We start from the raw sequence: 22,902 nt of genomic DNA on the forward strand, positions 1-22,902 counted from the left end.
TTGTCATAATAACCACCCACATTTTTACTTCTTTCCATGGTTTGTTATAACACATTATTCTATGTTTTTGGTAACAGTTAACCACTCCTCTGATTTACATCAATATATTTTTATCCAAACTTTCTCTTGATTTATCGAACGGATGTTCATATAATATAAATATCAAACAAATGTTCTAGGAGGGTATTTACCATGACACTTAAAAAATTCTTCAGCCCTGAAAATTTGAGCAAATTGACTAAAAATCTCCATACTAAAGCACAATTATTCTTCGAACTCGAACAAACAACGCCCACTCCACGTACAACAGATTTTGCAAGTATCCCACCAAAACAACTTGCCCTTTTCTTACAACAAGCGATCCGCTCTCAAAAAACAGCTACCCTCACTTTAGCCCTAAAAGATGGCTCGACTGAAACACTCAGTGGCAAACTTGATTCGATCAAAAATCGTTTCGACGCTGTGACACTTAAGATATCAGATAAGCAGACCCGTGTCGTCTTTACCAAAGATATCGTTCATCTCGGTTTAGAACGTTTTTCTGTTAAAGATATCACCCTTCACCACCCAGTTCTTATCAGTAAATAGCAAAAAAACCTGTCGTAAAAATGACAGGTTTTTTAACTAATGTTTCATAATTAATAGAGTTCTAAGTATTGATCGCGTTCCCATTGGGATACTTCTTGGCGATATGCTTCCCACTCTAAACGTTTAGCTTCAACAAAGTTGTTGTATAGATGAGGGCCCATCGCATTGATGATCACTTCATCAGTCCGCAAAGCTTTTAGCGCATTATGCAAGGTCGATGGTAGATCCTCGATCCCATTAGCTTTGCGCTCTTCTTCACCCATAACATAGATATTGCGGTCAACTGGTTTTGGTGGTTCGATCTTATTTTTCAAACCATCTAACCCAGCGGCTAAGACAGCAGCTACCGCAAGATATGGATTAGCGGATGGATCAACACTACGCAATTCGACCCGTGTGGACAAACCACGAGCGATCGGTACACGGATCAATGGTGAACGGTTATGGCCAGACCAAGCTACGTAAACTGGAGCTTCGTAACCTGGAACTAAACGCTTATAAGAGTTGACCGTTGGATTCATGACCGCTGTATAGTTACGCGCATGTTTGATCAAGCCCCCTAAGAAGTAACGAGCTTCTTGTGAAAGTTGTTCTTCAGCATTTTCATCAAAGAAAACATTACCCTTTTCATTGAAAAGTGACATATTCAAGTGCATCCCTGACCCATTGATCCGATCAAGTGGTTTTGGCATAAATGTTGCATGTAGTCCATATTTTCTAGCTACAGTTTTAACAACCAGTTTGAATGTTTGGATATTATCACAGGCATGTAGTGCATCTGCGTATTTAAAATCAACTTCATGTTGACCAGGAGCAACTTCGTGGTGTGAAGCTTCAACATCAAAGCCCATCTTTTCTAATTCCAACACGATATCACGTCGACAATTTTCACCCAAGTCGACAGGGGCAAGGTCAAAATAACTTCCCTTGTCATTTAAATGTGTGGTTGGCTTACCTGTTTCAGGATCTAGTTTGAATAAGAAAAATTCTGGTTCAGGTCCAATGTTGAAGTCAGTAAAACCTAATTCTTTCATTTCATCCAAAATACGGATCAAATTATTTCTTGGATCTCCATAGAATGGTGTCCGATCAGCATTGTAAACTTCACAGATCAAACGCGCAACTTTTCCGTGTTCACTTCCCCACGGAAAGATCAACCATGTCGAGAGATCTGGGTAAAGCCACATATCGCTTTCTTCGATCCGCACAAAGCCATCGATCGAAGAACCATCAAACATCATCTTATTATCTAACACTTTATCAAGTTGACTGATCGGAACTTCTACGTTTTTGATCGTACCGTAGAGATCAGTGAACATTAAGCGCAAAAATTGCACATGCTCATCTTTTGCCATTTTACGAATTTCATCTTTGGTGTAGTTAGGTTTTGCCATACTGATTGCTCCTTGTAATTTGATTAGAGACCGTTATTTCGGAAAGAAAATTGATTTTGTTTACTCAAACCGCTGACAGTCACGAATTCATCATGTAAGATCCGTCTAACATCAGCATCCGTCAACGATTTTTCACGTTTAGCTTGGCGTTTTGCCTCTTCTTGGGCGCGTTCAGCATAGATCTGCTTAATCCCTGCCATATTGATACCCTCAGCTAAATAATCTTTGACTTCTAATAATTTATCAATATTATTCAACGAATACATCCGACGATTGCCTTCATTTCGTTCAGGTATGACCAATCCCTGTTCCTCATAATAGCGGATCTGTCGTGCAGTTAGATCGGTAAGTTTCATGACCGTCCCGATCGGCAAAACAGCCAATGAGCGGCGTAACTCTTTTTCCTTCATAACATCCTCCTTTAGATCACTCCATTATCATAGCAACTCTAAATTGCATTGTCAACCGCTTATGTTACATTTTATAACATAGAATAATAAATATTTATTTTTTTAGTAAAAAAAGCCGAGTATAGACCCGACTTTTGACTGACTAATCCTTATAAAATGCTTCTTTGGCAGCTGCCGTGACGGCTAATTTAACATGCGCATAAGATAGACCACCTTGAATATAGAGACAGTATGGCTCACGCAAAGGACCGTCAGAGGAAAGTTCGATCGTTGAACCTTCTGTGAAGCTCCCGGAAGCCATAATAACTTGATCTTCATAGCCATCCATATAACTTGGCACTGGATCAACAAAAGCATTCATCGGTGAATTATGCTGGATCGCAGCACAGAACTTGATCATTGGTTCTGGCTTACCAAATGTGACCGTTTGAACGAGATCTGTTCGCGGTGCATCCCATTTAGGCGAAACTTCCATTCCAAGTTCTTCTAACAAAGCAGCCGTATAGATCGCACCCTTGATCGCTTCACCTGTTGTATGTGGTGCCATAAAGACACCTTGATAGAAATCACGTAGATAGCCCCAAGTTGGACCTTCAGCCTTACCTAAACCAGGAGCATAAAGTTGCGCCGCTGCTTGAGCCACTAAATCTTTACGCCCAACGATAAAGGCACCGCCTTTAGCGATCCCCGCACCAGCATTTTTGAATAATGAACCCGCCATCAGATCTGCTCCATAAAATGATGGTTCTGTTGTTTCGGAAAATTCACCGTAACAATTATCGATGAAGATCACCGCATTGGGGGCATATTGTTTTACAAATTCGATCATTTCTTTAACTTCATCAACAACGAAACTATCGCGGGTCGCATAACCACGTGAACGTTGGATCGCGACCATCTTGATCGACTTATCATTTTGTAATTTTTCTTTGACTGCATCATAGTCGGCTTTGCCTTGTTCATTTAATGGAGTGTAGTCAAAATTGATATCATATTCTTTGAGCGTTTTTGGATTATCGCCCACAACACCGATAACTTGTTGGATCGTATCATATGGCATCCCTGTCATATAATAAAGCGTATCTTTAGGACGTAAAACACCGTAAAAAGCAGTTGCGATCGCATGTGTTCCTGAGATAAGTTGCGGACGAACTAAAGCGTCATCGACTTTAAAGTAGTCAGCAAAGATCGCTTCAAGTTTTTCACGTCCCATATCATCAAAGCCATACCCTGTTGAACCAACTAGATCTTCTTCAGCGACCCGGTATTTTCTAAATAAACTTAACAAGCGTTGTTGATTGTAGAGCACTTGTTCGTCGATCTTTTGTAAGTGACCGCTGATCTTTTCATCAACTTTCGCCACCTTTGCGATCAGATCCTCTGGTAAGTTTTGTTTCCATGAATTTAACATTGAAAATCCTCCATTATTTTGCGAGCCAGTCCGTAACTAACTCAATAATTTTTTCTTTTTGTGCTGGATGTTGTACGATATCAAACCAATTAACATCCATTTTATTGCGAAACCATGTCAATTGACGTTTGGCATAGCGTCGTGAATTTTGTTTGACTGCCAAAACAGCCTCTTCAAGCGTGCTCTTATCCTCAAAATATGGATAAAATTCCTTATATCCGATCCCTTTTCCTGGAGGCAATTCAGCCCCACCTTGCTCATAGAGAAAACGAGCTTCTTCCAACAAGCCCTGTTCTAACATCAGATTGACCCGTTGATTGATCCGTTCGTACAATAAAGCCCGCTCCGTCGTCAAACCGATGATCAAGGCATCGTAAGCTGAACTTTCTTGATCAGCCTGACTAGAAAATAAATTCCCAGTTTTTTCATAGACCTCTAAAGCCCGCACGACCCGTTGTTCATTTTGAAATGGGATCTTTGCAGCTGCCTTAGGGTCGATCTGAGCTAATTTTTCCCATAATTTTTTTTGCCCATGTTCAGCTGCAAAAGCATGCCATTTGTTGCGTTTAGTCTCAGCTTGATCATAACTATCTTGCCCCAGCTTAAAATCATTTAATAACGCATGAAGATAAAAACCAGTTCCCCCAGCTAAGATCGGCAGTTTATCTTCCTTAGCGATCATTTGGGCATCTTGTTTACAATGCGCAATAAAATCCGCTACAGAAAAGCGCTGATCGATCTCATTTATATCAAGCATATAATGCTTGATGCCCTGCATTTCGGCGGGAGTCACCTTAGCCGTCCCAATATCCAGTCCACGGTAGATCTGCATCGAATCTCCTGAGATGACCTCACCATTGAATTTTTGGGCTAATTCAACAGCTAATACCGTTTTCCCCACTGCAGTTGGTCCCACGATCAATAGTAGCTTTTGTGCCATTATCTTTCCTTTCTACAAGACTAATTTATTCACATGATTAATACTATCATATTTTTTAGCCAAAAGAGTTAAATACTGGATATTTTTTGGCTAATCATTCATAATAGGAGTAGTAATTCAAAAAGGAGGAATTCCCCTATGAAGACATTTGGTAAAGGCTTCTTAGTTGGCACGTTAACTGCTTTTAGTGCAGTTGCAGGTTGTGTTTACGCATTCAAGAAGACTGTAGTTGAACCGATTGAAGAACGCGAAGCTGTGTTGGATCAACATCGTCGTCGTGCATTGCGCAAGCGCCGTTCTTCCCATCAAGGATAATAGATAAGCTACCCACTCCATTTTCTGGAGTGGGTATTTTTATTTACTTTATCGTCCCCTAGTGATATCATAATGATATCGTAATGCTAAAATATTTTTAAGTGAGGATGCTTATGGACAAAGATGAAATGACGACCTTCTTATTTCGGTTGCCAGCTTCATTAAAAGAAAAACTAAGTAAGAAGGCTAAAGAAGAAAATAAAAGTGTCAATGCAACATTGCAATCGATCGTTGATGAATCTTTAACCAAGCCCACTAGTTCTGAGCCCTTAGAGAAACGAATGTTTTTAGGCAAACGCGTTTCGGCTAGGCAATTTGATGAACTCGATGGTCTAGTTAAAGTCGATGGTATCTATTATCGCTACTTGATCGAAAGTAACCAACCCTTAAAACTCGGTCACGATTATATCATCATCGAAGCAGTGGGGAATATCTTGACTTTACGACCACTTAATAATAAAGAGGAGTGAACTATTATGTTTGGGATCAAGATCGTTCGACAAAACTGTAAGGGACTCGTTGAGACCTTAGGTAAATATTCACGTTCAGTCGATGCTGGCTTACAATTCTACGTCCCTATCTTTCAAAAGATCCGGACAGTCGAATTAGCTATGCATCCACTGCGTTTACAAAAATATTCTGTCATCACGCAAGATAATGCTGAGATCGAGGCAAGCGTCACTTTGAACTATCACGTTACTGATGCTAAAAAATACACTTATGAGAACTCTGACTCTGTAGAATCCATGGCTCAACTAGTTCGGGGGCATCTACGTGATATCATCGGACGGATGGATCTAAACGCTGCGTTAGGTTCGACCTCTAAAATCAATGCTGAACTTGCACATGCGATCGGAGATTTGACAAATATCTATGGGATCAATGTCGATCGGGTCAATATCGATGAATTGACCCCTTCTAAAGAGATCCAAAAAGCCATGGACAAACAGTTGACCGCCGACCGTGAACGGGTAGCTGCGATCGCTCGAGCCGAAGGGGAAGCACGCAACATCAAATTAACGACCGACGCTAAAAATAAAGCCTTAGTCGAAACTGCACAAGCCCAAGCCCAAGCGACTAAAACACGGGCTGACGCTGAAAGTTACCGGATCACCAAGATCCAAGAAGCTTTAAAAAACGTTGATGATAATTACTTCAAAGATCAAAGTATCACGGCTTTTACCAACCTTGCCAAATCAGATACTAATCTAGTCGTACTTTCCAAAGAAGATATTACCGAACTAGGACAAGTACCTGTTATCAAAAAAATGTTAGATCAATAATGCCCTCAATGTCGGGCAGCACGACAAACAGCTATGATGCAAAATTACGCATCATAGCTGTTTTTGATATTTTAAAGCCTAATAGATCCTACCTCACAGCTTTTTTACAAAAATATGGGTGATAACCTTATCGCCATCACCCATACCTACTAGATTTTTTTAGTTTTCTTTTTGCCATCCCATTTAGAGTAACCACCCTTTAAAATGTAGATGTCGTTAAAGCCTTCTTTTTTCAAACGAGCTGCGATCCGGATCGGCATCGCTTTAGTCGTATCATAAAGATAAACTGGCGCATCTTTGCGCAAGGCATTTTCATAGAGTTTGAATTGTGCAAATGGCATATTTCTTGCCCCTAAAATATGTGAGCGTCCAAACTCTGCACTATCGCGTAGATCGATCACTTGTCCTTTACGTAGGCCTTGTTTGAACTCATCGCTTTCAACGATATGAGCAACTTTCTTGCCCCGGTACCACCAATATAGTTGTGTCCCAAGCATCCATAATAAGATAATGACCAAAACAAGGTCGATCCAAAGCCATGCTGAAATTTCACCCAATACAAAATTCATAAAAAAACCTCCTAGACTAAAACAGTCTCACCCAAAAGCGAGACTGTTTAATTGATCAATACGTTTATTTAAATTCCAAAGCTAAAGAAGCAGCCCCGATAACCCCAGCAGAGTTACCCAATTGTGCTAATTTTAGTTTTGTCGTATTGCGGATCGTTGGGAATGCAAATTGCTTGAAGTAAGCTTCAACTTGATCCAATAAGAAGTCCCCTGCAGCAGAAACACCGCCACCGATAACAACATATTCTGGATGCAAAATGCTACTGATATTAGCACTTGCTAACCCTAAGTAATAACAAACACGATCAACAACACGTTTAGCCAAGATATCATCTTGTTTAGCTAGATCAAAGACCATCTTGGAGCTGATCTCTTCACCGTTATCTAAAGCACGCTTCAATTCAGAATCGCCAGCAAATTCTTCAGCCATATCACGTGCTACGCGTACAACACCAGTAGCTGAAGCATATGTTTCTAAACAACCTTTGTTACCACATGTGCAAAGGTAGCCATCAGGTTGAACGTTGATATGACCAACTTCACCCGCTGCACCTAAACCATGCAATAAGTTGCCATCAGCGATCAAACCGCCACCAACACCGGTACCTAAAGTGATAAATGCAACGTTAGCAGCATTTTCACCCGCACCTTTCCAACGTTCACCTAAAGCAGCAACGTTAGCATCGTTGTCAAGCGCAAACTTGATCCCTGTGCCTTTTTCGATCTCAGCTTTAACATTTTGAACTGTCTTCCAGTTCAAGTTGTAAGCACCTACGACCGTGCCAGCAGCCCGATCAACGGTCCCTGGTGTCCCCATCCCAATACCGATAAATTGGTCTGGTATCATTTCATATAAATTCAAGTGATGGTTGATCGATCCAATGATATCAGGTACGATATGTGAACCTTCATCCAAAATGTTAGTTTCAATACTCCATTTTTGTTGGATCTCACCATCTGCTGTTAAAATTGCAAATTTGATCGTTGTCCCACCAAGGTCAACGCCGATAAGTTTCTTGTCCATACTAATATGTCTCCTCAAATCTAAATATCCTTAGCTGCTTCGTATTGCTCCTCAATGCGGTGTTCCCGCGTCAAGACTAATTTGGCACTCAAAAAGACTTGTTTATCGATCGCATCAGCTTTATATAAATTGTCCAGCTCGATCGCCATCAATTCGATATCCCAAAGCCTTTTGCCGACATAAACAAAGATCCCAAAATGCTTCAAAAGCTGTTGAACATCATATAACGTCTTCATGAAAACCTCTCCCTCAAAATTATACTGGATATTGCCAGTGATTGAAACCGGTCTGCAACAATAATCCATATACAACTACTAGAGCAACAACACTAACAATCCGTTTCATCCTTGGAATAGCTCCTACATTAGGCACACCGACTGCATAAGAAGCCAAAAAGCCGGCCAAGAGTCCACCTAAGTGCCCCCAAATATCGATACCTCCTGCAAAGAGATCAAATCCAAGGTTAAGTACGATCAAAACTAAAAATTGCCGTGAGATCATTCTGATATACTGGTTCTGTCTAAATGATTCTCCTAGCATCAAATAGGCGCCAAAAAGCCCAAACAGCGAAGTACTTGCCCCCGCTGAAATGTTGTTTGAGAGTGCAAAACTCAAGATGTTGCCTCCCACGCCACTTATTAAATATAAGGCTAAAAAACGCCACTTGCCGAATAGCTGTTCCAGCTGTACTCCCAGAAAATACAATGTCAATAGATTTAAGGCTAAATGCTCTAATCCGATATGAATAAACATCGGCGTGAACAAGCGCCAAAGCTCACCTTGAATGATCAAAGGGTTGTATTTAGCCCCCCATGCGATCAAGTTGACTGCATTTTGAGTCCCGCCACTTAGAGTCATTCCAATAAAAACTAAAAGATTGACAGCAATCAGTCCGTAAGTAACGATCGGCTTTTTGTGAAAGCTGTTCATAACTGGTCCCCCAATTTGGTCTGGTTTATCCTATTTTAGCACAAACCACAGCTGAGGTCTTGCCTTTATGCAACCGGTTCATCAAACTTTCAAAAAAAACAACAGGGTTTTAAACCTGTTGTTATTTTGTTTCACGATGTAAAGTAACCTTGTGATCGCGTGGGCAGTACTTCTTAAGTTCAAGACGATCTGGGTTATTACGCTTGTTTTTGTTTGTCAAATATGTTTGTTCATGACATTCTGTACATTCTAATGTAATATTTACACGCATGTTCTAAACCTCCCATACATATCAGTTCCTAAAAATGCACTTGGCATCTTCAACGTTTAATATCATATCATCTTTTGCCGTCGATTACCAGTATTTTTTAGCTATTTGTTAAGGAAAATTCCTTGACAGCAAAAAAATCGACTTTAAACACGCCTGTTACCTGTTTAAAGTCGATCAAAAATCATTTATTTAAAACCATCACTGGATTGAACTGTTTTCCAGTAAGCTTCATAGATCTGTTTGACAGTCTCAGTATTGATCTTACTGTTGGAGTCGGTAATATTAGGGAAAGCAACTACAACTACAACTTGGGGATCGTTAGCTGGTGCATAACTGATCGCACTTAAAGTCTCAGTCTCGGTATTGTTATAAAATGTTTGCGCTGTCCCTGTCTTAGCTGCGATCTCAGGTTTTACCGAAGCCATAGAGCCCCCAGTCCGATAAGTATTAGAACCATGGACCACGCGCCAAAGACCTGTTTTAACAACATCCCATTGATCTTTTGTACCATCAACGACATTCAAAACATTTGGTTGCATTTCGTATTTTACAGGACCTAACGAACCATCCCTATTCGTCTTGCGGATCGACTTTAGGATGTGTGGCTGCAAACGATAGCCCCCATTAGCGATCGTTGAAGCATATTGCGCTAATTGGATCGGAGTATACGCATCATAGTTACCAAACGATAAGTCTAACGCATTACCGATATGTGACTGATCGGCAGCCCCTTCAAACCCACTAGCTTCGCCTGGAATATCGATCCCAGTTTTGACACCTAGACCGTATTGTTTAAAGTTTTGACGCAATTTATCAAAGATCGAGGTCGGTAAATTGAGCGCTGCACCCGAAGTATATTTAAAGCCCCCTTCTAACATTGCCAATTTCATCATGTACGTGTTAGATGAGACCTGTAAGGCATCGGCCGCGGTAAGACTCATGTTAGCTGCCCCTGTCTTGTTGAACCAAGATGTCTTAGCCGCAGTACCAGCTAACTTGATCGGTTCTTCGAGTAAAGTATTGTTGGTCGGGGTGATAACACCATCGTTCAAAGCTCCCATGACCATCGCCCCTTTGACAACAGACCCCATTACAAAAGTCTGATTGATCGTTCCCAGTGCATTTTCTTTCACTTCACCCGTGGAAAGGTCACGACTGACCCCAGCTAAAGCATAGATCCCACCAGTCTTAGGATTCATTACAACGGCATAGCCTCCTGGAATATACGGATTGCTACCAGCGGCATTTTTCACATTATCCTCAACGATCTTTTGGACTTGATTTTGAAAATCCGCATTGATCGTCAATTGCAGATTATCCCCGGGACTACCGCCATATTGTTTGACTTCTTTGATGATCTCATTATTTTGCGTTTGAACATTAATGACCTCTTTTGTTCCCTTGAGCGCATTTTCGTATTGAGATTCGATATAACTTGAACCCACACTATCATTACGCGAATAACCCTCAGCCAGTAATTTATTGATCTGATCGCTAGGAAGTCCCTGCTTTTCTGACGTCACAGTCCCAATGACACTCTTAACTGATTCACCATTAGGATAAGAGCGTGCCCAACTAGTGCCGATCTTGACACCTGGTAATAAGGACAAGTGCTCGCCGACTTCAGCCATCTCGGTATCACTGACATCACTTGTCTTAAGATAGATGGTCGATAAAGCATAAGCACCTACCATCTTGGCATATAACACAGCTGCTTGTTCTTGTTTCTCTGACATCTTTTTGACTAAGTTGTGCTTTTTAACGTAATCGGTCTGCAACTTAGTCAATTTTTCATTATCTTGCATCGTATCGGCATTGGGAATATGCTTATTGACCGCTTCAGTGTGTTTAGGATCAGCTAAATAATAATCGACCTTATTACGCTCGGTCAAAGTATCAGTTTCAACACTGACATAATTAACTAAATTATTAGCGACTTTATACATTTGACTTGAAGTCACGCTCAGCGGTTTAGTATACGTGATCGCACGTGAAGTATTATTGGCGACTAATAATTTTCCCGTTGAATCGTAGATCGTACCCCGTTGCACATTTCTGGTCTCAGTTTGATTGTCACTACTAGTTGCTTCCGACTCGAACTTAGGACCATGAATGATCTGCAGATAAGCTAATTGTCCGATCAAGGCTGCAAAAAGTAAAAAGACGATCAAAAAGAGAAAATTTAATCTGAATGGTATTTGCGAACGCTTTTGCTTATTTTGCGCATTCGCTTTTCTTAAGAATCTCACCACAATTCTCCTCTACTAATATTATTAACACTACGAATTATCCTAGCACAAATTAACTAAAATCGGTACCTCAGATACTACCTTTATATTATATACGATATACAGACGTTTAAATACTAAATTTTTTAAAAGACCAGTTAAAACAAGCACTATTCGAAATCCTTTTCTCGTTGTGGTATCCTATAAGCTGATAATATTCAAAAATTTGAAAGGATCACGCTAGATATGAAAGAATATCTCAAAAAACATTATCCCCTTGTTTTGAGCTTTTGGACTCCAGTATTGCTCATGCTTGGGTATTTTATCTACCGTGGCTTTTATCCCTTTGGTAGCTCCAGTGTGTTGACAGTCGACCTGGGGCAGCAATATGTCGACTTTTTTGCTTATTTTCGCCATACCTTGCTGCATTCCCCGAGTGAACTACTCTACTCATTTTCAAAAGCCTTAGGGGGCCCGATGATAGGTGAAGCTGCCTATTACCTATTGAGTCCATTTAATCTCTTATTTGTCTTTTTTCCTGGCAAATATCTGACAGCTGGATGTCTACTCATCTTACTACTAAAATACGGATGTGCTGGCTATACCTTTGGGCGTTTACTCAAAAACGAACTCAAATTGAATGGGTGGATGATCCCAGCACTTGCTACCAGCTATGCTTTGATGGGCTGGATGATCGCTAACCAACTGAATATGCTTTGGCTAGATGCACCGATCTTTTTACCGTTGATCATCTCAGCTTTATATCGTCTCTTACAAAAAAAGCGCAGTCTCGCCTACGTCTTATGGCTAGCTGCAATGATGATCATCAACTATTATATGGCTTACATGATCTGTCTATTTTTAGTTTTATTTTTTGCTTGGTATCAAACAGCATACTTTGCGGGTCTCAAAAAGTTTTGGTCACAGCTTTACCTTTTTATAAGTCGTTCCCTTTTAGCTGTTGGCGTCTCGGCCCTTGTCCTTGTTCCAACTTATTATTCGTTGGTCGCTAGTAAAGGACAATACACCGAAAAAAATTTCCAATTACACTTTGAATATGCTCCCCTCAAGATGCTTTCAAAATTTGTGATCGGCGCATTTAATTTTGAACAAATGCCCGAAGGATTCCCGAACCTTTTTGTCGGTAGTCTCGCTTTGATCGGCGCACTGCTATATTTTATCAGCTTAAAGACCGACTGGCGTTCAAAGCTAGCTGCCTTTTTAGTGAGCACCTTTCTTTGGCTTTCTTTATGCTTTGAACCACTCGACCTATTGTGGCACGGGATGCAATTTCCCGTATGGTATCCCTACCGCTTTTCCTTTGTCGTTAGTTTTTGGATGATCTTCTTGGCTGCCTTGGCTCTCAAAGAAAATCAATTTTGCCTTAAAAATCACCAATATTTGATCTGCTTGGGGATCTTTACAGCTGGCTTGAGCTATGTTTATTTTAATTCCAAGAGTTTTGACTACGTATCAGAACAAGTTTTATTATTCACAGCTCTCTTCAATGTTTTGCTCTTACTCGTCTTGACGGTCAAAAAGACACCGCTCAACCAACGACTAACACCGCTAGTCATCTTTTTCTTGGTATGCTTTGAAATGTTAGTTAATACGGCTTATTCGCTCAATAACATCAGCTATTTGACTCAAGCTGAGTTTGCTGGGCCAACTAAAGTCATCGCCCAAGATCAAAAGAAATTGGCCCAATTAGATACTGGCTTTTATCGAACGGCTCAGCTTTATGGTCGGACTAAAGACGATGGCTTGGCTCATGATCTAAAAACAGGTTCTTACTTTAGTTCTGCCCTTGAAAAAAGTATCCCTGATTTCTATGGTCAATTAGGTCAACCCGATGGCGATAACTATGTGGGCTACTATAATGGAACTTTGATCAGCGATTCGTTGCTCGATATGAAATACCTCCTTCAAGCTAAAGATAAGGCCGAACTTGATCTAAGAGCTTCAGATAAAGTCGACCTTAATGTTACCAGTTATCGTCCCGATACCAAGCTTTATTCCCTACGCGCCCAGACTGATCAAACTAGGATCTATCAAAATCCTTATGCGATCGGACTTGGTTATAGTGCTGATAAAAAATTAAAGCAACTCAAAGTTCTCTATAATCAGCCACTGACCTATCAGACGAATTGGCTAAATGCAGCGACTGGCTCAGCTAATACGACTAAGTATTTTTATGCTGCTAATTTTAATGAAGTCGTCTTTCAAAATACTAAAAAGCAGATCAACCTTACGGGTGCCTTTTTCAAAAAGACCGATCTGGCTAAACCCGCGCAGATCATCTTTAAATTCACACCTAAGACTGATGACCCTTACTACCTGACACTCGGTGCTAGTCTCGATGGCGATTCTGCTACTTGGTATTTAGGGAGTAAAGAGTATCCTTACTATAAGACCTTCAGACATACAATCGTTTTAAATCCGACTGTATCTGGGAGTGATGATGAAGTCGTTATTACCGCTAAATTCAAGAAAAACAGTCTTTGGTTGGAGAATTTCGTCCTCTACCGCATGGATAGATCCTTGGTCGAACAAAAACTAAACCAGCTCCAAAAGAGTTCGTGGCAGCTTACAAAAGCTACTGCTCACAGATTAACGGGCACGATCGATATCACTAAGTCAAACCAACTCTTTGCGACAACGATCCCTTATAGCAAGGGCTGGCAGGCAAAGGTCGATGGTAAAGCAGTCAAGACCTACAAGATCCAAGATACCTTCGTTGGTTTTGATATCGGCCAAGGTAAACATCAAGTGACTTTGACCTTTACTCCACCCGGCTTATATTTAGGAATAATATTGACTTTAGTTTCACTAGTGCTAGTTTTCATAATAATACTAAGGGAAAATAAAGCTTAAAAAAACGCATCTAATACAGCAAAAGTTGCCGTATTAGATGCGTTTTATTTTATCTTGTTACTTGATCTAGATCTTTACCATCGAGCTGTTGCCAAGACTTACTGTAGAAGTAATTATCGATCTGATATTTTGGTTTTGGTTGATCTTTAGTTAAAAATGGAGCTACTGCTTGATCCATCTTCAACCAACCACGCCAACCTAAGTGGATCGTATCTTGCATGAAATAGCGCTCACCATCATCCTTAGAAAGGTCAACGATATTGTTGAAACCTTGTTGTCGCAACTGATAAGTGATCTTTTGGTTAAAATCTTGCAACATTTCTTGTGATAAGCCAGTATAATCTGACCAATGTTTGTTTACTGGTGGGATCACAAAGATCACATCAGTATTATTTTTGGCAAATTGATTCAAGACTAATTGGAAATCAGCAAACTCAGGCGATCTTACATAGCTGTACTTGCTTTGCTTTCCCTTTAACTTCTTGTATTTTTTGCGCAAATTCTTATCAAAAAACTTATTACTGATCTCAAACGGATTATTCGTTGTGTTTTCTTGGCCTAGTTTATAAGCGATCGCATCAAGTTGTTCAAAATCATACTTATCGGGTAAGACTTTCGCAACTCTAGTGATCCTTTGCGTATTATCCTTTAAAGCCAGTGTCGAAAACAATTCATCTTCGTGTTGCAATTGGTTGTATTTCAAATCAAGATATGTCTTCATCGAGCTAGACAATTCTTGACCAGCTGCAACTTTTTGGATCGCTTGTTTTAAGATCGTATCATTTTGGACTGATGGCATCTGCAATAGACGCTTAGCCGCAAAACGGTCCATCTTATCGTCTTGTGCCTGACGCAACCACGTAACAGCTTCAAGATTGGAATAATATAGACCAAAGGCCCCGGGATCGGTTCCCTTAGGCACAAACCACTGTGGTGAGATGATCATCACAGCTTTTTTATTTTTCAACTGTTGATTGATCCCTTGCATCCCAAAAAATTGAGAAAGCGAGGTCGATCCTGGTCCCCCAAGTAAAAATGGGCGATAACTGCGATCATAGTGACTAGCTAAGGTAGCTGGATGAAAGGCGTCCATTCGCGATAATTCCGAAGAACCAAAAAATGGAACATAATTTTCTTCCAGAGCTTTTTGCTTCACCACTGTCCCTTTAAAAATATTCTTTGACTGGGACAAGGCAGCTACCTCAACTGTCTTATCATTGATCTTACGAAAATTAAAGGGTGAGATCAACAAAAGCGTCAATAGGACAGCCGCCAAAATGATCGGACCGAAGATCTTAAAGAGCTTCTTTTTTACGTCCATTACTGCATACTTTCTACTTTCGCGATAATTTTGTTAGGTGTGTTCCATTCAGTTCTTTCAAACTCAGAAACTGGCACGTCAACGCCACATTGAGCTTGTAATTCCAATAACATTTGCACTGTTCCCATTGAGTCTAAAAGACCAGTTTCAAAGATATCGATGTCAAGATCGTTTCTTACTTCATCGCTACCTGTTAAATCTTCTAAAATGTCCAATACTGTATCTTTCATGTTTAAAACCTCCAAAAATTATCTATGCAAAAAATAGTGTATTCAAAAAACCTGAGAAAATCAAGAAGCTAAAGCAAACTACATTGAATGTGATAAAGATAGCTAGAGCTTCCGTAAATTTGTTGTGCGGTATCTTCTCTTTGTGGCGCTTTTTAAAGCGTAACCACATATCACACAAATTGATCGCCACTGCATGATACAAACCATAGACGATGTAATACCAAGTTACTCCATGCCAAAAGCCCATGATCAAAAAGAGCGTCAAATAACCCACATTGGCGATCGCAATACGACTCTTGAGCAATTTCTTCTTCATCATAAAGAAGACTAACCGCATGTAGATGTAATCTCTAAACCAAAACGACAAAGTCATATGCCATCTGTTCCAGAAATCTTTGATATTCTTGGCAATAAATGGTTTGTTAAAGTTCATCGGCGTTTGGATCCCCATGATATAACTGATCCCGACCGCAAATAAACTATAACCTGCAAAGTCAAAGAACAGATCCATCGAGTAAGTATACATATACGCGATCACCCACCATGACCAGCCACCATGAGCTAAAGCCAAAGCTGAGATCTTAGGTAACATTACGACCCCAAATAGATATGCCAGTAAAAACTTATAGACAAAGCCTAAAAAGATATACCACATGGCTTTATCTAATAAAGCTAAATACTTATCACGTGCGGGTACCTTTTTATAATCACCTAAAAATCTGCGGTAGCGGTCGATCGGTCCAGATGAGATCGTTGGGAAAAAGAGCAAGAAGTGGACAACTTCACTTAGTCCAACTTCTTTGATGATCCCATCTCTGATCTCCATGATCATCCCCACAGCTTTAAAGGTCAAATAACTGATCCCTAAAAAGCCAATGATCGATTCACGACCATTATTCATGACTGGTGCTAGCTTAACGATCACTAGCGGTAGGATCGACAAAATAACAGTCAAATTGAAGATCCAAGAAGCATTTTTACGTTTACGATAAGCAAGGTAACCATAGATCAGCAAAAGTTCAAAAATAATATATCCGATCAAGGCGACCCCTTGTTCCCATTTTACGCCCCCAAAGGTCAGCAATAAAAATAGAAACGAGATGATCGTTTCATAAACTCTAAAGCGTCGACCGTATAAAAGTCCTACCATGATCGGCAAGAGACCGATCGCCAGTAATACAAAATAGGTCGGATCTTGGTACGGTTGCATATTAAGCATTAGTCATTAACCTCTTTCATCAAAGATTTGCGATCGATCTTACCGTTAGCTGTCAACGGCAATGAATCGACGTAAATAAATTTTTGAGGCATCATATATGACATCATCGTTTCTAAGAGTTCTTGTTTGATCGCTTGGGTCAGCTTGAAGTCACTCTCAAAATCTGCTGCCTTAGTCTCATCTTTGACCACATAAGCGATCAATTGACTGACTTTATGATCTTTACCATACCGTGGGACTGTCGTAGCTTGAGCAACATAGCTCACTTTATCTAAATGATGATCAACATCTTCTAGTTCGATCCTAAATCCGTGTAACTTGATCTGAAAATCGATCCGTCCCTTATACAACAACTGTCCGGCTTCATCATATTGTCCCAGATCACCGGTTTTATACGCAGGACGTCCGTCAAACTCAACAAACGCATGCGCCGTTTTTTCTGGATTATTCAAATATCCCTTTGAAACACTTGGGCCTGCGATCAAGATCTCACCACTTTGCCCTTGTTCAACTGGTTTGCCCTCTTCATCGATCAATACGATAGTGGTATCTGCCTTAGCTTGGCCGATCGGTAACCGTGGATATTTTTCCAAGATCTCAGCTGTGATCTCAACTGCACTGACAGCCACAGTCGCCTCAGTTGGGCCATAAGTATTATAGATCTTAGCTTCAGGAAAGCGTTGTTTTAAAGTCGCAGCTGTCTTGTGCGTTAATTCTTCCCCGCAGAAGAAGAAATGCGTCAATTCAGGAAGATTTTTTGCATCAAAAGTTGGTTGTAGTAAGCAAATATCCATAAATGATGGTGTTGAGACCCATTCACTCACATGCAATTTAGGTAAAACTGCAAATAACTCCTTGAAGTTATCCGTTGTTTCCTTAGGCAAGACTGTCAGTTGCCGGCCTGCTGTCAAAGTTGGATAGAGATCCATCACTGAGAGGTCAAAGGAATATGGTGGTTGTGATAAACAGATGCCATCTTTAGCCAAACCAAAATCCGTTTGCATCCAATTGTTGAAACTGACTAAATTATCGTGGCTGATCTGAACACCCTTTGGTACCCCTGTAGTCCCAGAAGTGAAGATGATATAGAAGTTATCATCTCCAGCAACATAGTTTTCAGAGGCTTCATATGTAGCCTTTGTCGCAAAAATTTCTGCCAACTTAGCTGGTGTAACGACGGGTAATGTCCCTAATTCTAAAGGCAACTCTTCGACTGCGATACAAGCAGCTGGACGGGCGATCTCATTTATAACTTCGATCCGTTCCAGTGGTGAATGAGCATCAACAGGGATATAAGCATGTCCTGCTTTGACTGCACCTAAAAAAGCAGCGATCATTTCAAATGTCTGCCCACCAAAAACGATCACAGGTGCACCTTTAGGTAAGTTTAATTCGACCAAATAACTAGCTAAAGCATCAGAATATGCCTTGAGCTCAGCATACGTATTGGTCTTACCTAAATAATCATAGGCAATTTTAGTTGGCGTTTCGATCCCCCAGCGATCGATCGCTTTGATTAAATTTTCTGCCAAACAAATCACTCCTAAAATTCGTTGTAGATAAAGTGTGGTTGATTTACACCACTGTAACTATAGAGATAGACCAGTGCAAATAAAACAGCAAAATAAAAAACTGTTTTTAAAGCAAATGTGACATACTCATTTTTAAAAAACTTTGTCCACTTTTCTTTCAATATTTTTCTCCTAATCTATATATTGATACGTAGGTAAAATCTACCTCAACTAATTTATATTACAATACTCTTATATTAGATTACAAGACTAATCGCACAAGGCTTGATCAGTCAAGCACTTGCCCTAAAGTAATTAAAGACCAATGCCCCCCAAAAAGCAAGGGCCAATAATTAAGAATATTTTAAGTTTACTTAGAATTCATCAATTCTTCAAATTGATCGATCGCATCTTTCGGCCCAGCCACCAAGATACTGTCGTGTAAGCCCAAAACGTCATCTGCTGCTGGCAGATTCATCTCACTCTTACTATGAGCGATCGCGATCACATTTAGCTTGTACTTATCGCGAAAATTCAATTCAGCTAATGACCGTCCAAAGAAGCGCGGATTAGTGATCAAGATCTCAGCCATCTTAAAGTTTGAATCCAGATCCAAGTAATCGATCATATTTTTAGAGGTCAAACTCCGCCCGATCCGGACTCCCATGTCGCGTTCGGGGTGGACGACCCGATCAACACCTAATTTTTCTAACACTTTAGCGTGATTTTCATTTTGAGCTTTAGCCGTTACATATTTGACGCCTTGTTCTTTGACCATTAAAGTTACCAAAATACTTGCTTGAATATCTTCACCGATCGCAATGATGACATGGTCAAAGTTTCTGATCCCCAACGAACGTAAAACATCTTCGTCTTGGGCATCAGCCACAACTGCTTGGGTCGCAATATCTTTATAGTCATTGACTCTAGCCTCATCATGGTCGATCGCTAAAACTTCTTGTCCAGCATCAGCTAGTGTTTGACAGACACTACCGCCAAAACGCCCGAGCCCGATCACGGCAAATGTTTGTTTTTCCATGCGTTTTTCTGCTATATAAAATATAGCTTTTCCTTTCTTGATTTTATTTACTACCGTCAACATAGTAATTCCATATTCTATCTAAACTAACTCTGATAGCTTAAGCAATTACTATATTTAAAAAGCCCAGTCAACTTTTAGCTGACTAGGCTTGCTTTTTAGTATTCCATTAAACAAAGTGTATCATAATCTTTGATACGTTCGCGTCCATTTAGATCCTTTAATTCGATGATAAAGGCACAGCCAACTACTTCACCACCGAGTTGTTCAACTAGGTCGATCGTAGCGCCGATCGTTCCGCCAGTTGCCAATAGATCGTCAACGATCAACACTTTTTGTCCCGGTTTGATCGCATCTTTGTGCATATAAAGTGCAGAAGTACCATATTCTAGATCGTATTTTGCTTCGACCGTTTCTCGTGGTAACTTGCCTGCCTTACGTGCGGGAGCAAAGCCAACACCTAACTCATAAGCCACTGGGCACCCTACGATAAAGCCACGTGCTTCAGGGCAAGCTACCATTTCAACACCCTTATCTTTGGCAAATTGAACGATCCGATCCGTTGCTTGACGATAGGCTTCACCATCAGCCATTAAGGGCGTAATATCGCGAAAGATGATCCCTTTTTCAGGATAGTCAGGGATACTTTCAACATAATTATTTAAATCCAAAGCCATTTTCTTAACTCCTTCTCTCGCCACTAACCTAAACGTTGTAATAGCCAGTCAGTCAATGCTTCATCTGAACTAGTCAAAACTAGCTCTTCGACTTGTATTTGCTGGCCATGTGTGCGATAACTATTTGTATCTTCTAATCGATGTGGACGTGCATTTTTTACACCGACTAAAATTCCATTCTTTATTGTAACAAATCCCGCCTCAAAAAACACCTTTAAGACTAAAACTAGTTGAGATTTTTCTAGTCCCACTTGAGTTGCAGCTTGATCAAGGTCTGTTTTTAAATTCAGATGTCCTACTTGGAAAACATATTTATACACCTTGGTAAAATCTGTTCGCTCGGGCAACGATGCACTTTTAGCCTTGGTGTACAAAATAGCCCGGACTTTGGCACAATCAAGTTTACCTAAAACAAATTCCAATTGCGCAAGATTTTGGGGGAGATCGACCAAAACTACTTCATCTACGGTCAACTGTGGTAGATTTTGATCAAAAACGACACATTTTGAACCAGCGGGCAGATGAGCAGCAAAGCGTTTAGCCAGGTTCGCATTGAAAAAGCCATAAACAGCTGGACTCAAAAACTGCTCTTTTTGTAATCGTTCGCTGCGTTCAATGATAACTTGTGGCTTTTTCTTAGCCACTTGGTCTAAGTCTTTGATCAGTAATTGTGGACTAATGTTACCCCGCCATTCATTTTTATCGACCGCGGCGACAAATTTTAATGACTTAGGCTGAGCTAATAATTCCGGTAATTCATCACCGACTCCAAAAGCCAAGGCTGCCAATTGAGTCATACCCGTATTTAGATCCAAACGCAAATGATCATTTGTCTTGCCTAGAGCCTTAGCTTGTACAACTTGGTAGTCCGTGATCTCAAACACTGGGACTTCATTATCCGTTCCAAAAGGCGCTAGTTTATCTAACGAAGCGATCAGGTCCAGTGTAACTTCACTGGCCTTAAGCTTAGCAGTCACCTGCAAAACAGGTTTTTTCGTTGGATCAAGGTCTTGAGCTTTTGCCTCTTCATCTAAGATCGTTTGAAGTTGAGACAAATTGCTAGCTTCAAGTGATAACCCACACGCCATGTGATGGCCCCCAAAACTTGTCATCAGTTCCCGATGGCCATCCAAAGCATTGAACAGGTGAAAGGCTTCGATCGAACGTCCCGAGCCCTTAGCAATGCCTTCATCTGAAATATTGAGCACCAAAGTTGGTCGACCTGTTTTTTCGACCAACCGACTCGCTACGATCCCTAAGACACCTTCATGCCAATCAGGACCGGCAACAACATTGACTAAATGCTTTGGTTCTTGTTCAAGCTTGTCCAATGCTTGTTGCGTGATCTCTTCAACGATGTTTTGTCTTTGAATGTTCAAGCTCTGAGCTTCTTTAGCTAGGTCTGTTGCTAACTCATCATCTAATGTTGTCAGCAATTCAACACCGCTTTGTGCATGCTGCATTCGTCCGATCGCATTTAAGCGTGGTCCTAACAAAAAGCCGATCGTTTCCGACGTGATCGTTTGTTGGTCAACACCTGCAACTTCATATAAGGCCAACAAGCCAGGACGCAAGGTATTTTCCAAAGCTGTCAAACCAAATTTGACCAAAGCACGATTCTCTCCCGTCAGTGAAACGAGATCGGCCACTGTTCCGATCGTTGCTAGATCTAAAAGATCTTGGGGGATCTCATCTAAGAGTGCGGTCGCTACTTTGAAAGCTACTCCTGCTCCTGAAAGATCGCCAAATGGATATTTTCCCTTAGGATGACGGGGATGGATCACCGCATAAGCATGTGGTAGCGTTTGTGGTAATTCGTGGTGGTCAGTGACGATCACATCAACCCCTTTTTCATTTGCTAAAGTTATCGCTTCATGCCCTGAGACACCGTTATCAACGGTCACGATCAATTCAGTTCCATCAGCGATCAACCGCTCATAGGCAGCTTTATTAGGTCCATAGCCATCTTTGAACCGATCAGGGATATAGTAATCAACATCGGCACCTAGTTGTGTCAAAGTTTCATACATGATCGCAGTACTAGTCAGCCCGTCGGCATCATAGTCCCCATAAATCGTGATATGCTCACCCGAAACGATCGCTTCTTGGATCCGATCAACTGTTTTTTGCATATCATATAATAAATATGGATCGTGAAAACTCGTACTTGATGGCTCAAGGAATGTACGAACTTCCTCGATCGTCGTATATCCCTTCTTCACTAACAGCTCAGCCGCTATCGTAGCCAAGCCAAATTCTTCTGCGATCGCTTGGCTAGCTGGAGTTGGGGCCAGGTTTTCTTCTTGCCATTGATATTTTGCTGAAACCAATATTTTTCCCCCTACATCTAACTATTTTTCTTCTGTTTTTGTATCTTGCTTTATCTCTTGTTTAATGTTTTTATCTGCACGGCGCATTGCTTGGTTAGATTCTAATTTACTCTTGACCTGTTTTAATTCCTGTTTTTGTTGCAAGATCGTCGTCATCGAGAAAAGAACTGCTAAAATGACCCCCAAAAGTAACGAGATCACTAAGATCACCACTAACGGCATCGTAACTTGAGAAAAGCCGAAATTAACGGTCACAGGTTGCACATTTAACCATGAAAAGATCACGATCACTAAGACTAAAACTAAAATTCCGATCAAACTCCATTGTTTTTTCATAG

24 protein-coding genes are annotated in these 22,902 nt (G+C 40.6%); 5 read left to right on the forward strand and 19 right to left on the reverse strand.

Annotated elements, in window-relative coordinates:
* Nucleotides 1-192: 192 nt before the first annotated feature.
* Entirely contained in the window at nt 193-588 is a 396-nt protein-coding gene (locus tag FC30_RS05195) for a hypothetical protein (RefSeq protein WP_010688867.1), read from the forward strand.
* A gap of 50 nt (nt 589-638) precedes the next feature.
* Here the strand turns inward: FC30_RS05195 and glnA are convergent, their stop codons facing one another.
* The 4 genes from glnA to miaA form a co-directional block, all read right to left on the reverse strand.
* The gene (gene glnA / locus FC30_RS05200) at nt 639-1,982 is read right to left on the reverse strand and encodes a type I glutamate--ammonia ligase (protein ID WP_010688865.1); all 1,344 of its coding nucleotides are present in this window, start codon (nt 1,980-1,982) and stop codon (nt 639-641) included.
* A 23-nt stretch (nt 1,983-2,005) separates the two neighbouring features.
* A complete protein-coding gene (locus FC30_RS05205) occupies nt 2,006-2,392 on the reverse strand; it encodes a MerR family transcriptional regulator (protein WP_010688862.1) in 387 nt (128 codons plus the stop codon).
* A 142-nt stretch (nt 2,393-2,534) separates the two neighbouring features.
* Entirely contained in the window at nt 2,535-3,803 is a 1,269-nt protein-coding gene (locus tag FC30_RS05210) for a methionine gamma-lyase family protein (protein WP_010688861.1), read from the reverse strand.
* A 13-nt stretch (nt 3,804-3,816) separates the two neighbouring features.
* On the reverse strand, nt 3,817-4,743 hold the full coding sequence (gene miaA / locus FC30_RS05215; RefSeq protein ID WP_010688860.1) for a tRNA (adenosine(37)-N6)-dimethylallyltransferase MiaA: 927 nt from the start codon (nt 4,741-4,743) through the stop codon (nt 3,817-3,819).
* A 138-nt stretch (nt 4,744-4,881) separates the two neighbouring features.
* On the opposite strand from miaA, the gene FC30_RS09330 reads away from it, so the two are divergent.
* The 3 genes from FC30_RS09330 to FC30_RS05225 all read left to right on the forward strand — a co-directional run bounded on the left by FC30_RS09330 (nt 4,882) and on the right by FC30_RS05225 (nt 6,341).
* Entirely contained in the window at nt 4,882-5,058 is a 177-nt protein-coding gene (locus FC30_RS09330) for a DUF3042 family protein (RefSeq protein ID WP_004047366.1), read from the forward strand.
* Between the two features lie 113 nt (nt 5,059-5,171).
* Nucleotides 5,172-5,528, forward strand: coding sequence for an Arc family DNA-binding protein (locus FC30_RS05220; RefSeq protein WP_010688857.1), 357 nt, complete (start codon nt 5,172-5,174; stop codon nt 5,526-5,528).
* A gap of 6 nt (nt 5,529-5,534) precedes the next feature.
* The gene (locus tag FC30_RS05225) at nt 5,535-6,341 is read left to right on the forward strand and encodes an SPFH domain-containing protein (RefSeq protein WP_010688856.1); all 807 of its coding nucleotides are present in this window, start codon (nt 5,535-5,537) and stop codon (nt 6,339-6,341) included.
* Between the two features lie 149 nt (nt 6,342-6,490).
* Here FC30_RS05225 and FC30_RS05230 read toward each other — a convergent pair whose 3' ends face one another.
* The 6 genes from FC30_RS05230 to FC30_RS05255 form a co-directional block, all read right to left on the reverse strand.
* Nucleotides 6,491-6,910 carry a rhodanese-like domain-containing protein gene (locus tag FC30_RS05230; RefSeq protein ID WP_010688855.1) on the reverse strand — a complete coding sequence of 140 codons (420 nt, stop codon included), beginning with the start codon at nt 6,908-6,910 and terminating at the stop codon, nt 6,491-6,493.
* A 64-nt stretch (nt 6,911-6,974) separates the two neighbouring features.
* A complete protein-coding gene (locus FC30_RS05235) occupies nt 6,975-7,934 on the reverse strand; it encodes an ROK family glucokinase (protein ID WP_010688854.1) in 960 nt (319 codons plus the stop codon).
* Between the two features lie 20 nt (nt 7,935-7,954).
* Nucleotides 7,955-8,170, reverse strand: a complete 216-nt coding sequence (locus FC30_RS05240; protein WP_004047356.1) for a YqgQ family protein — start codon at nt 8,168-8,170, stop codon at nt 7,955-7,957.
* A 19-nt stretch (nt 8,171-8,189) separates the two neighbouring features.
* The gene (locus FC30_RS05245; protein ID WP_010688853.1) at nt 8,190-8,864 is read right to left on the reverse strand and encodes a rhomboid family intramembrane serine protease; all 675 of its coding nucleotides are present in this window, start codon (nt 8,862-8,864) and stop codon (nt 8,190-8,192) included.
* Between the two features lie 121 nt (nt 8,865-8,985).
* On the reverse strand, nt 8,986-9,135 hold the full coding sequence (gene rpmG / locus FC30_RS05250) for a 50S ribosomal protein L33 (protein ID WP_004047352.1): 150 nt from the start codon (nt 9,133-9,135) through the stop codon (nt 8,986-8,988).
* Nucleotides 9,136-9,320: 185 nt separating this feature from the next.
* Nucleotides 9,321-11,384 (reverse strand): peptidoglycan D,D-transpeptidase FtsI family protein, encoded by a 2,064-nt coding sequence (locus FC30_RS05255; protein WP_010688851.1) that lies wholly within the window; start codon nt 11,382-11,384, stop codon nt 9,321-9,323.
* Between the two features lie 225 nt (nt 11,385-11,609).
* On the opposite strand from FC30_RS05255, the gene FC30_RS05260 reads away from it, so the two are divergent.
* On the forward strand, nt 11,610-14,237 hold the full coding sequence (locus FC30_RS05260) for a YfhO family protein (protein ID WP_010688850.1): 2,628 nt from the start codon (nt 11,610-11,612) through the stop codon (nt 14,235-14,237).
* A gap of 49 nt (nt 14,238-14,286) precedes the next feature.
* Here the strand turns inward: FC30_RS05260 and dltD are convergent, their stop codons facing one another.
* From dltD to FC30_RS05305, 9 genes are all read right to left on the reverse strand, one after another.
* A complete protein-coding gene (gene dltD, locus FC30_RS05265; protein WP_010688849.1) occupies nt 14,287-15,558 on the reverse strand; it encodes a D-alanyl-lipoteichoic acid biosynthesis protein DltD in 1,272 nt (423 codons plus the stop codon).
* Nucleotides 15,558-15,788 (reverse strand): D-alanine--poly(phosphoribitol) ligase subunit DltC, encoded by a 231-nt coding sequence (gene dltC, locus FC30_RS05270; RefSeq protein WP_004047344.1) that lies wholly within the window; start codon nt 15,786-15,788, stop codon nt 15,558-15,560. The genes dltD and dltC overlap by 1 nt, the downstream gene beginning before the upstream one ends.
* Nucleotides 15,789-15,810: 22 nt before the next feature.
* Nucleotides 15,811-17,007: a D-alanyl-lipoteichoic acid biosynthesis protein DltB gene (gene dltB / locus FC30_RS05275; protein ID WP_010688847.1), complete on the reverse strand. Its 1,197-nt coding sequence runs from the start codon at nt 17,005-17,007 to the stop codon at nt 15,811-15,813.
* Nucleotides 17,007-18,539 (reverse strand): D-alanine--poly(phosphoribitol) ligase subunit DltA, encoded by a 1,533-nt coding sequence (gene dltA / locus FC30_RS05280; RefSeq protein ID WP_010688846.1) that lies wholly within the window; start codon nt 18,537-18,539, stop codon nt 17,007-17,009. Before dltA ends, dltB begins: the two co-directional genes overlap by 1 nt.
* 11 nt (nt 18,540-18,550) lie before the next feature.
* Nucleotides 18,551-18,700 carry a teichoic acid D-Ala incorporation-associated protein DltX gene (locus FC30_RS05285; protein WP_004047341.1) on the reverse strand — a complete coding sequence of 50 codons (150 nt, stop codon included), beginning with the start codon at nt 18,698-18,700 and terminating at the stop codon, nt 18,551-18,553.
* 188 nt (nt 18,701-18,888) lie between these two features.
* On the reverse strand, nt 18,889-19,557 hold the full coding sequence (locus FC30_RS05290) for a potassium channel family protein (protein WP_004047340.1): 669 nt from the start codon (nt 19,555-19,557) through the stop codon (nt 18,889-18,891).
* Between the two features lie 158 nt (nt 19,558-19,715).
* The gene (locus FC30_RS05295) at nt 19,716-20,234 is read right to left on the reverse strand and encodes an adenine phosphoribosyltransferase (protein WP_029507309.1); all 519 of its coding nucleotides are present in this window, start codon (nt 20,232-20,234) and stop codon (nt 19,716-19,718) included.
* A 23-nt stretch (nt 20,235-20,257) separates the two neighbouring features.
* Nucleotides 20,258-22,564 (reverse strand): single-stranded-DNA-specific exonuclease RecJ, encoded by a 2,307-nt coding sequence (gene recJ, locus FC30_RS05300; RefSeq protein WP_010688842.1) that lies wholly within the window; start codon nt 22,562-22,564, stop codon nt 20,258-20,260.
* A gap of 21 nt (nt 22,565-22,585) precedes the next feature.
* Entirely contained in the window at nt 22,586-22,900 is a 315-nt protein-coding gene (locus tag FC30_RS05305) for a LapA family protein (protein ID WP_010688841.1), read from the reverse strand.
* Nucleotides 22,901-22,902: the final 2 nt, after the last annotated feature.

This window comes from Ligilactobacillus animalis KCTC 3501 = DSM 20602 (genome assembly GCF_001434535.1).
Taxonomy (GTDB): Bacteria; Bacillota; Bacilli; order Lactobacillales; family Lactobacillaceae; genus Ligilactobacillus; species Ligilactobacillus animalis.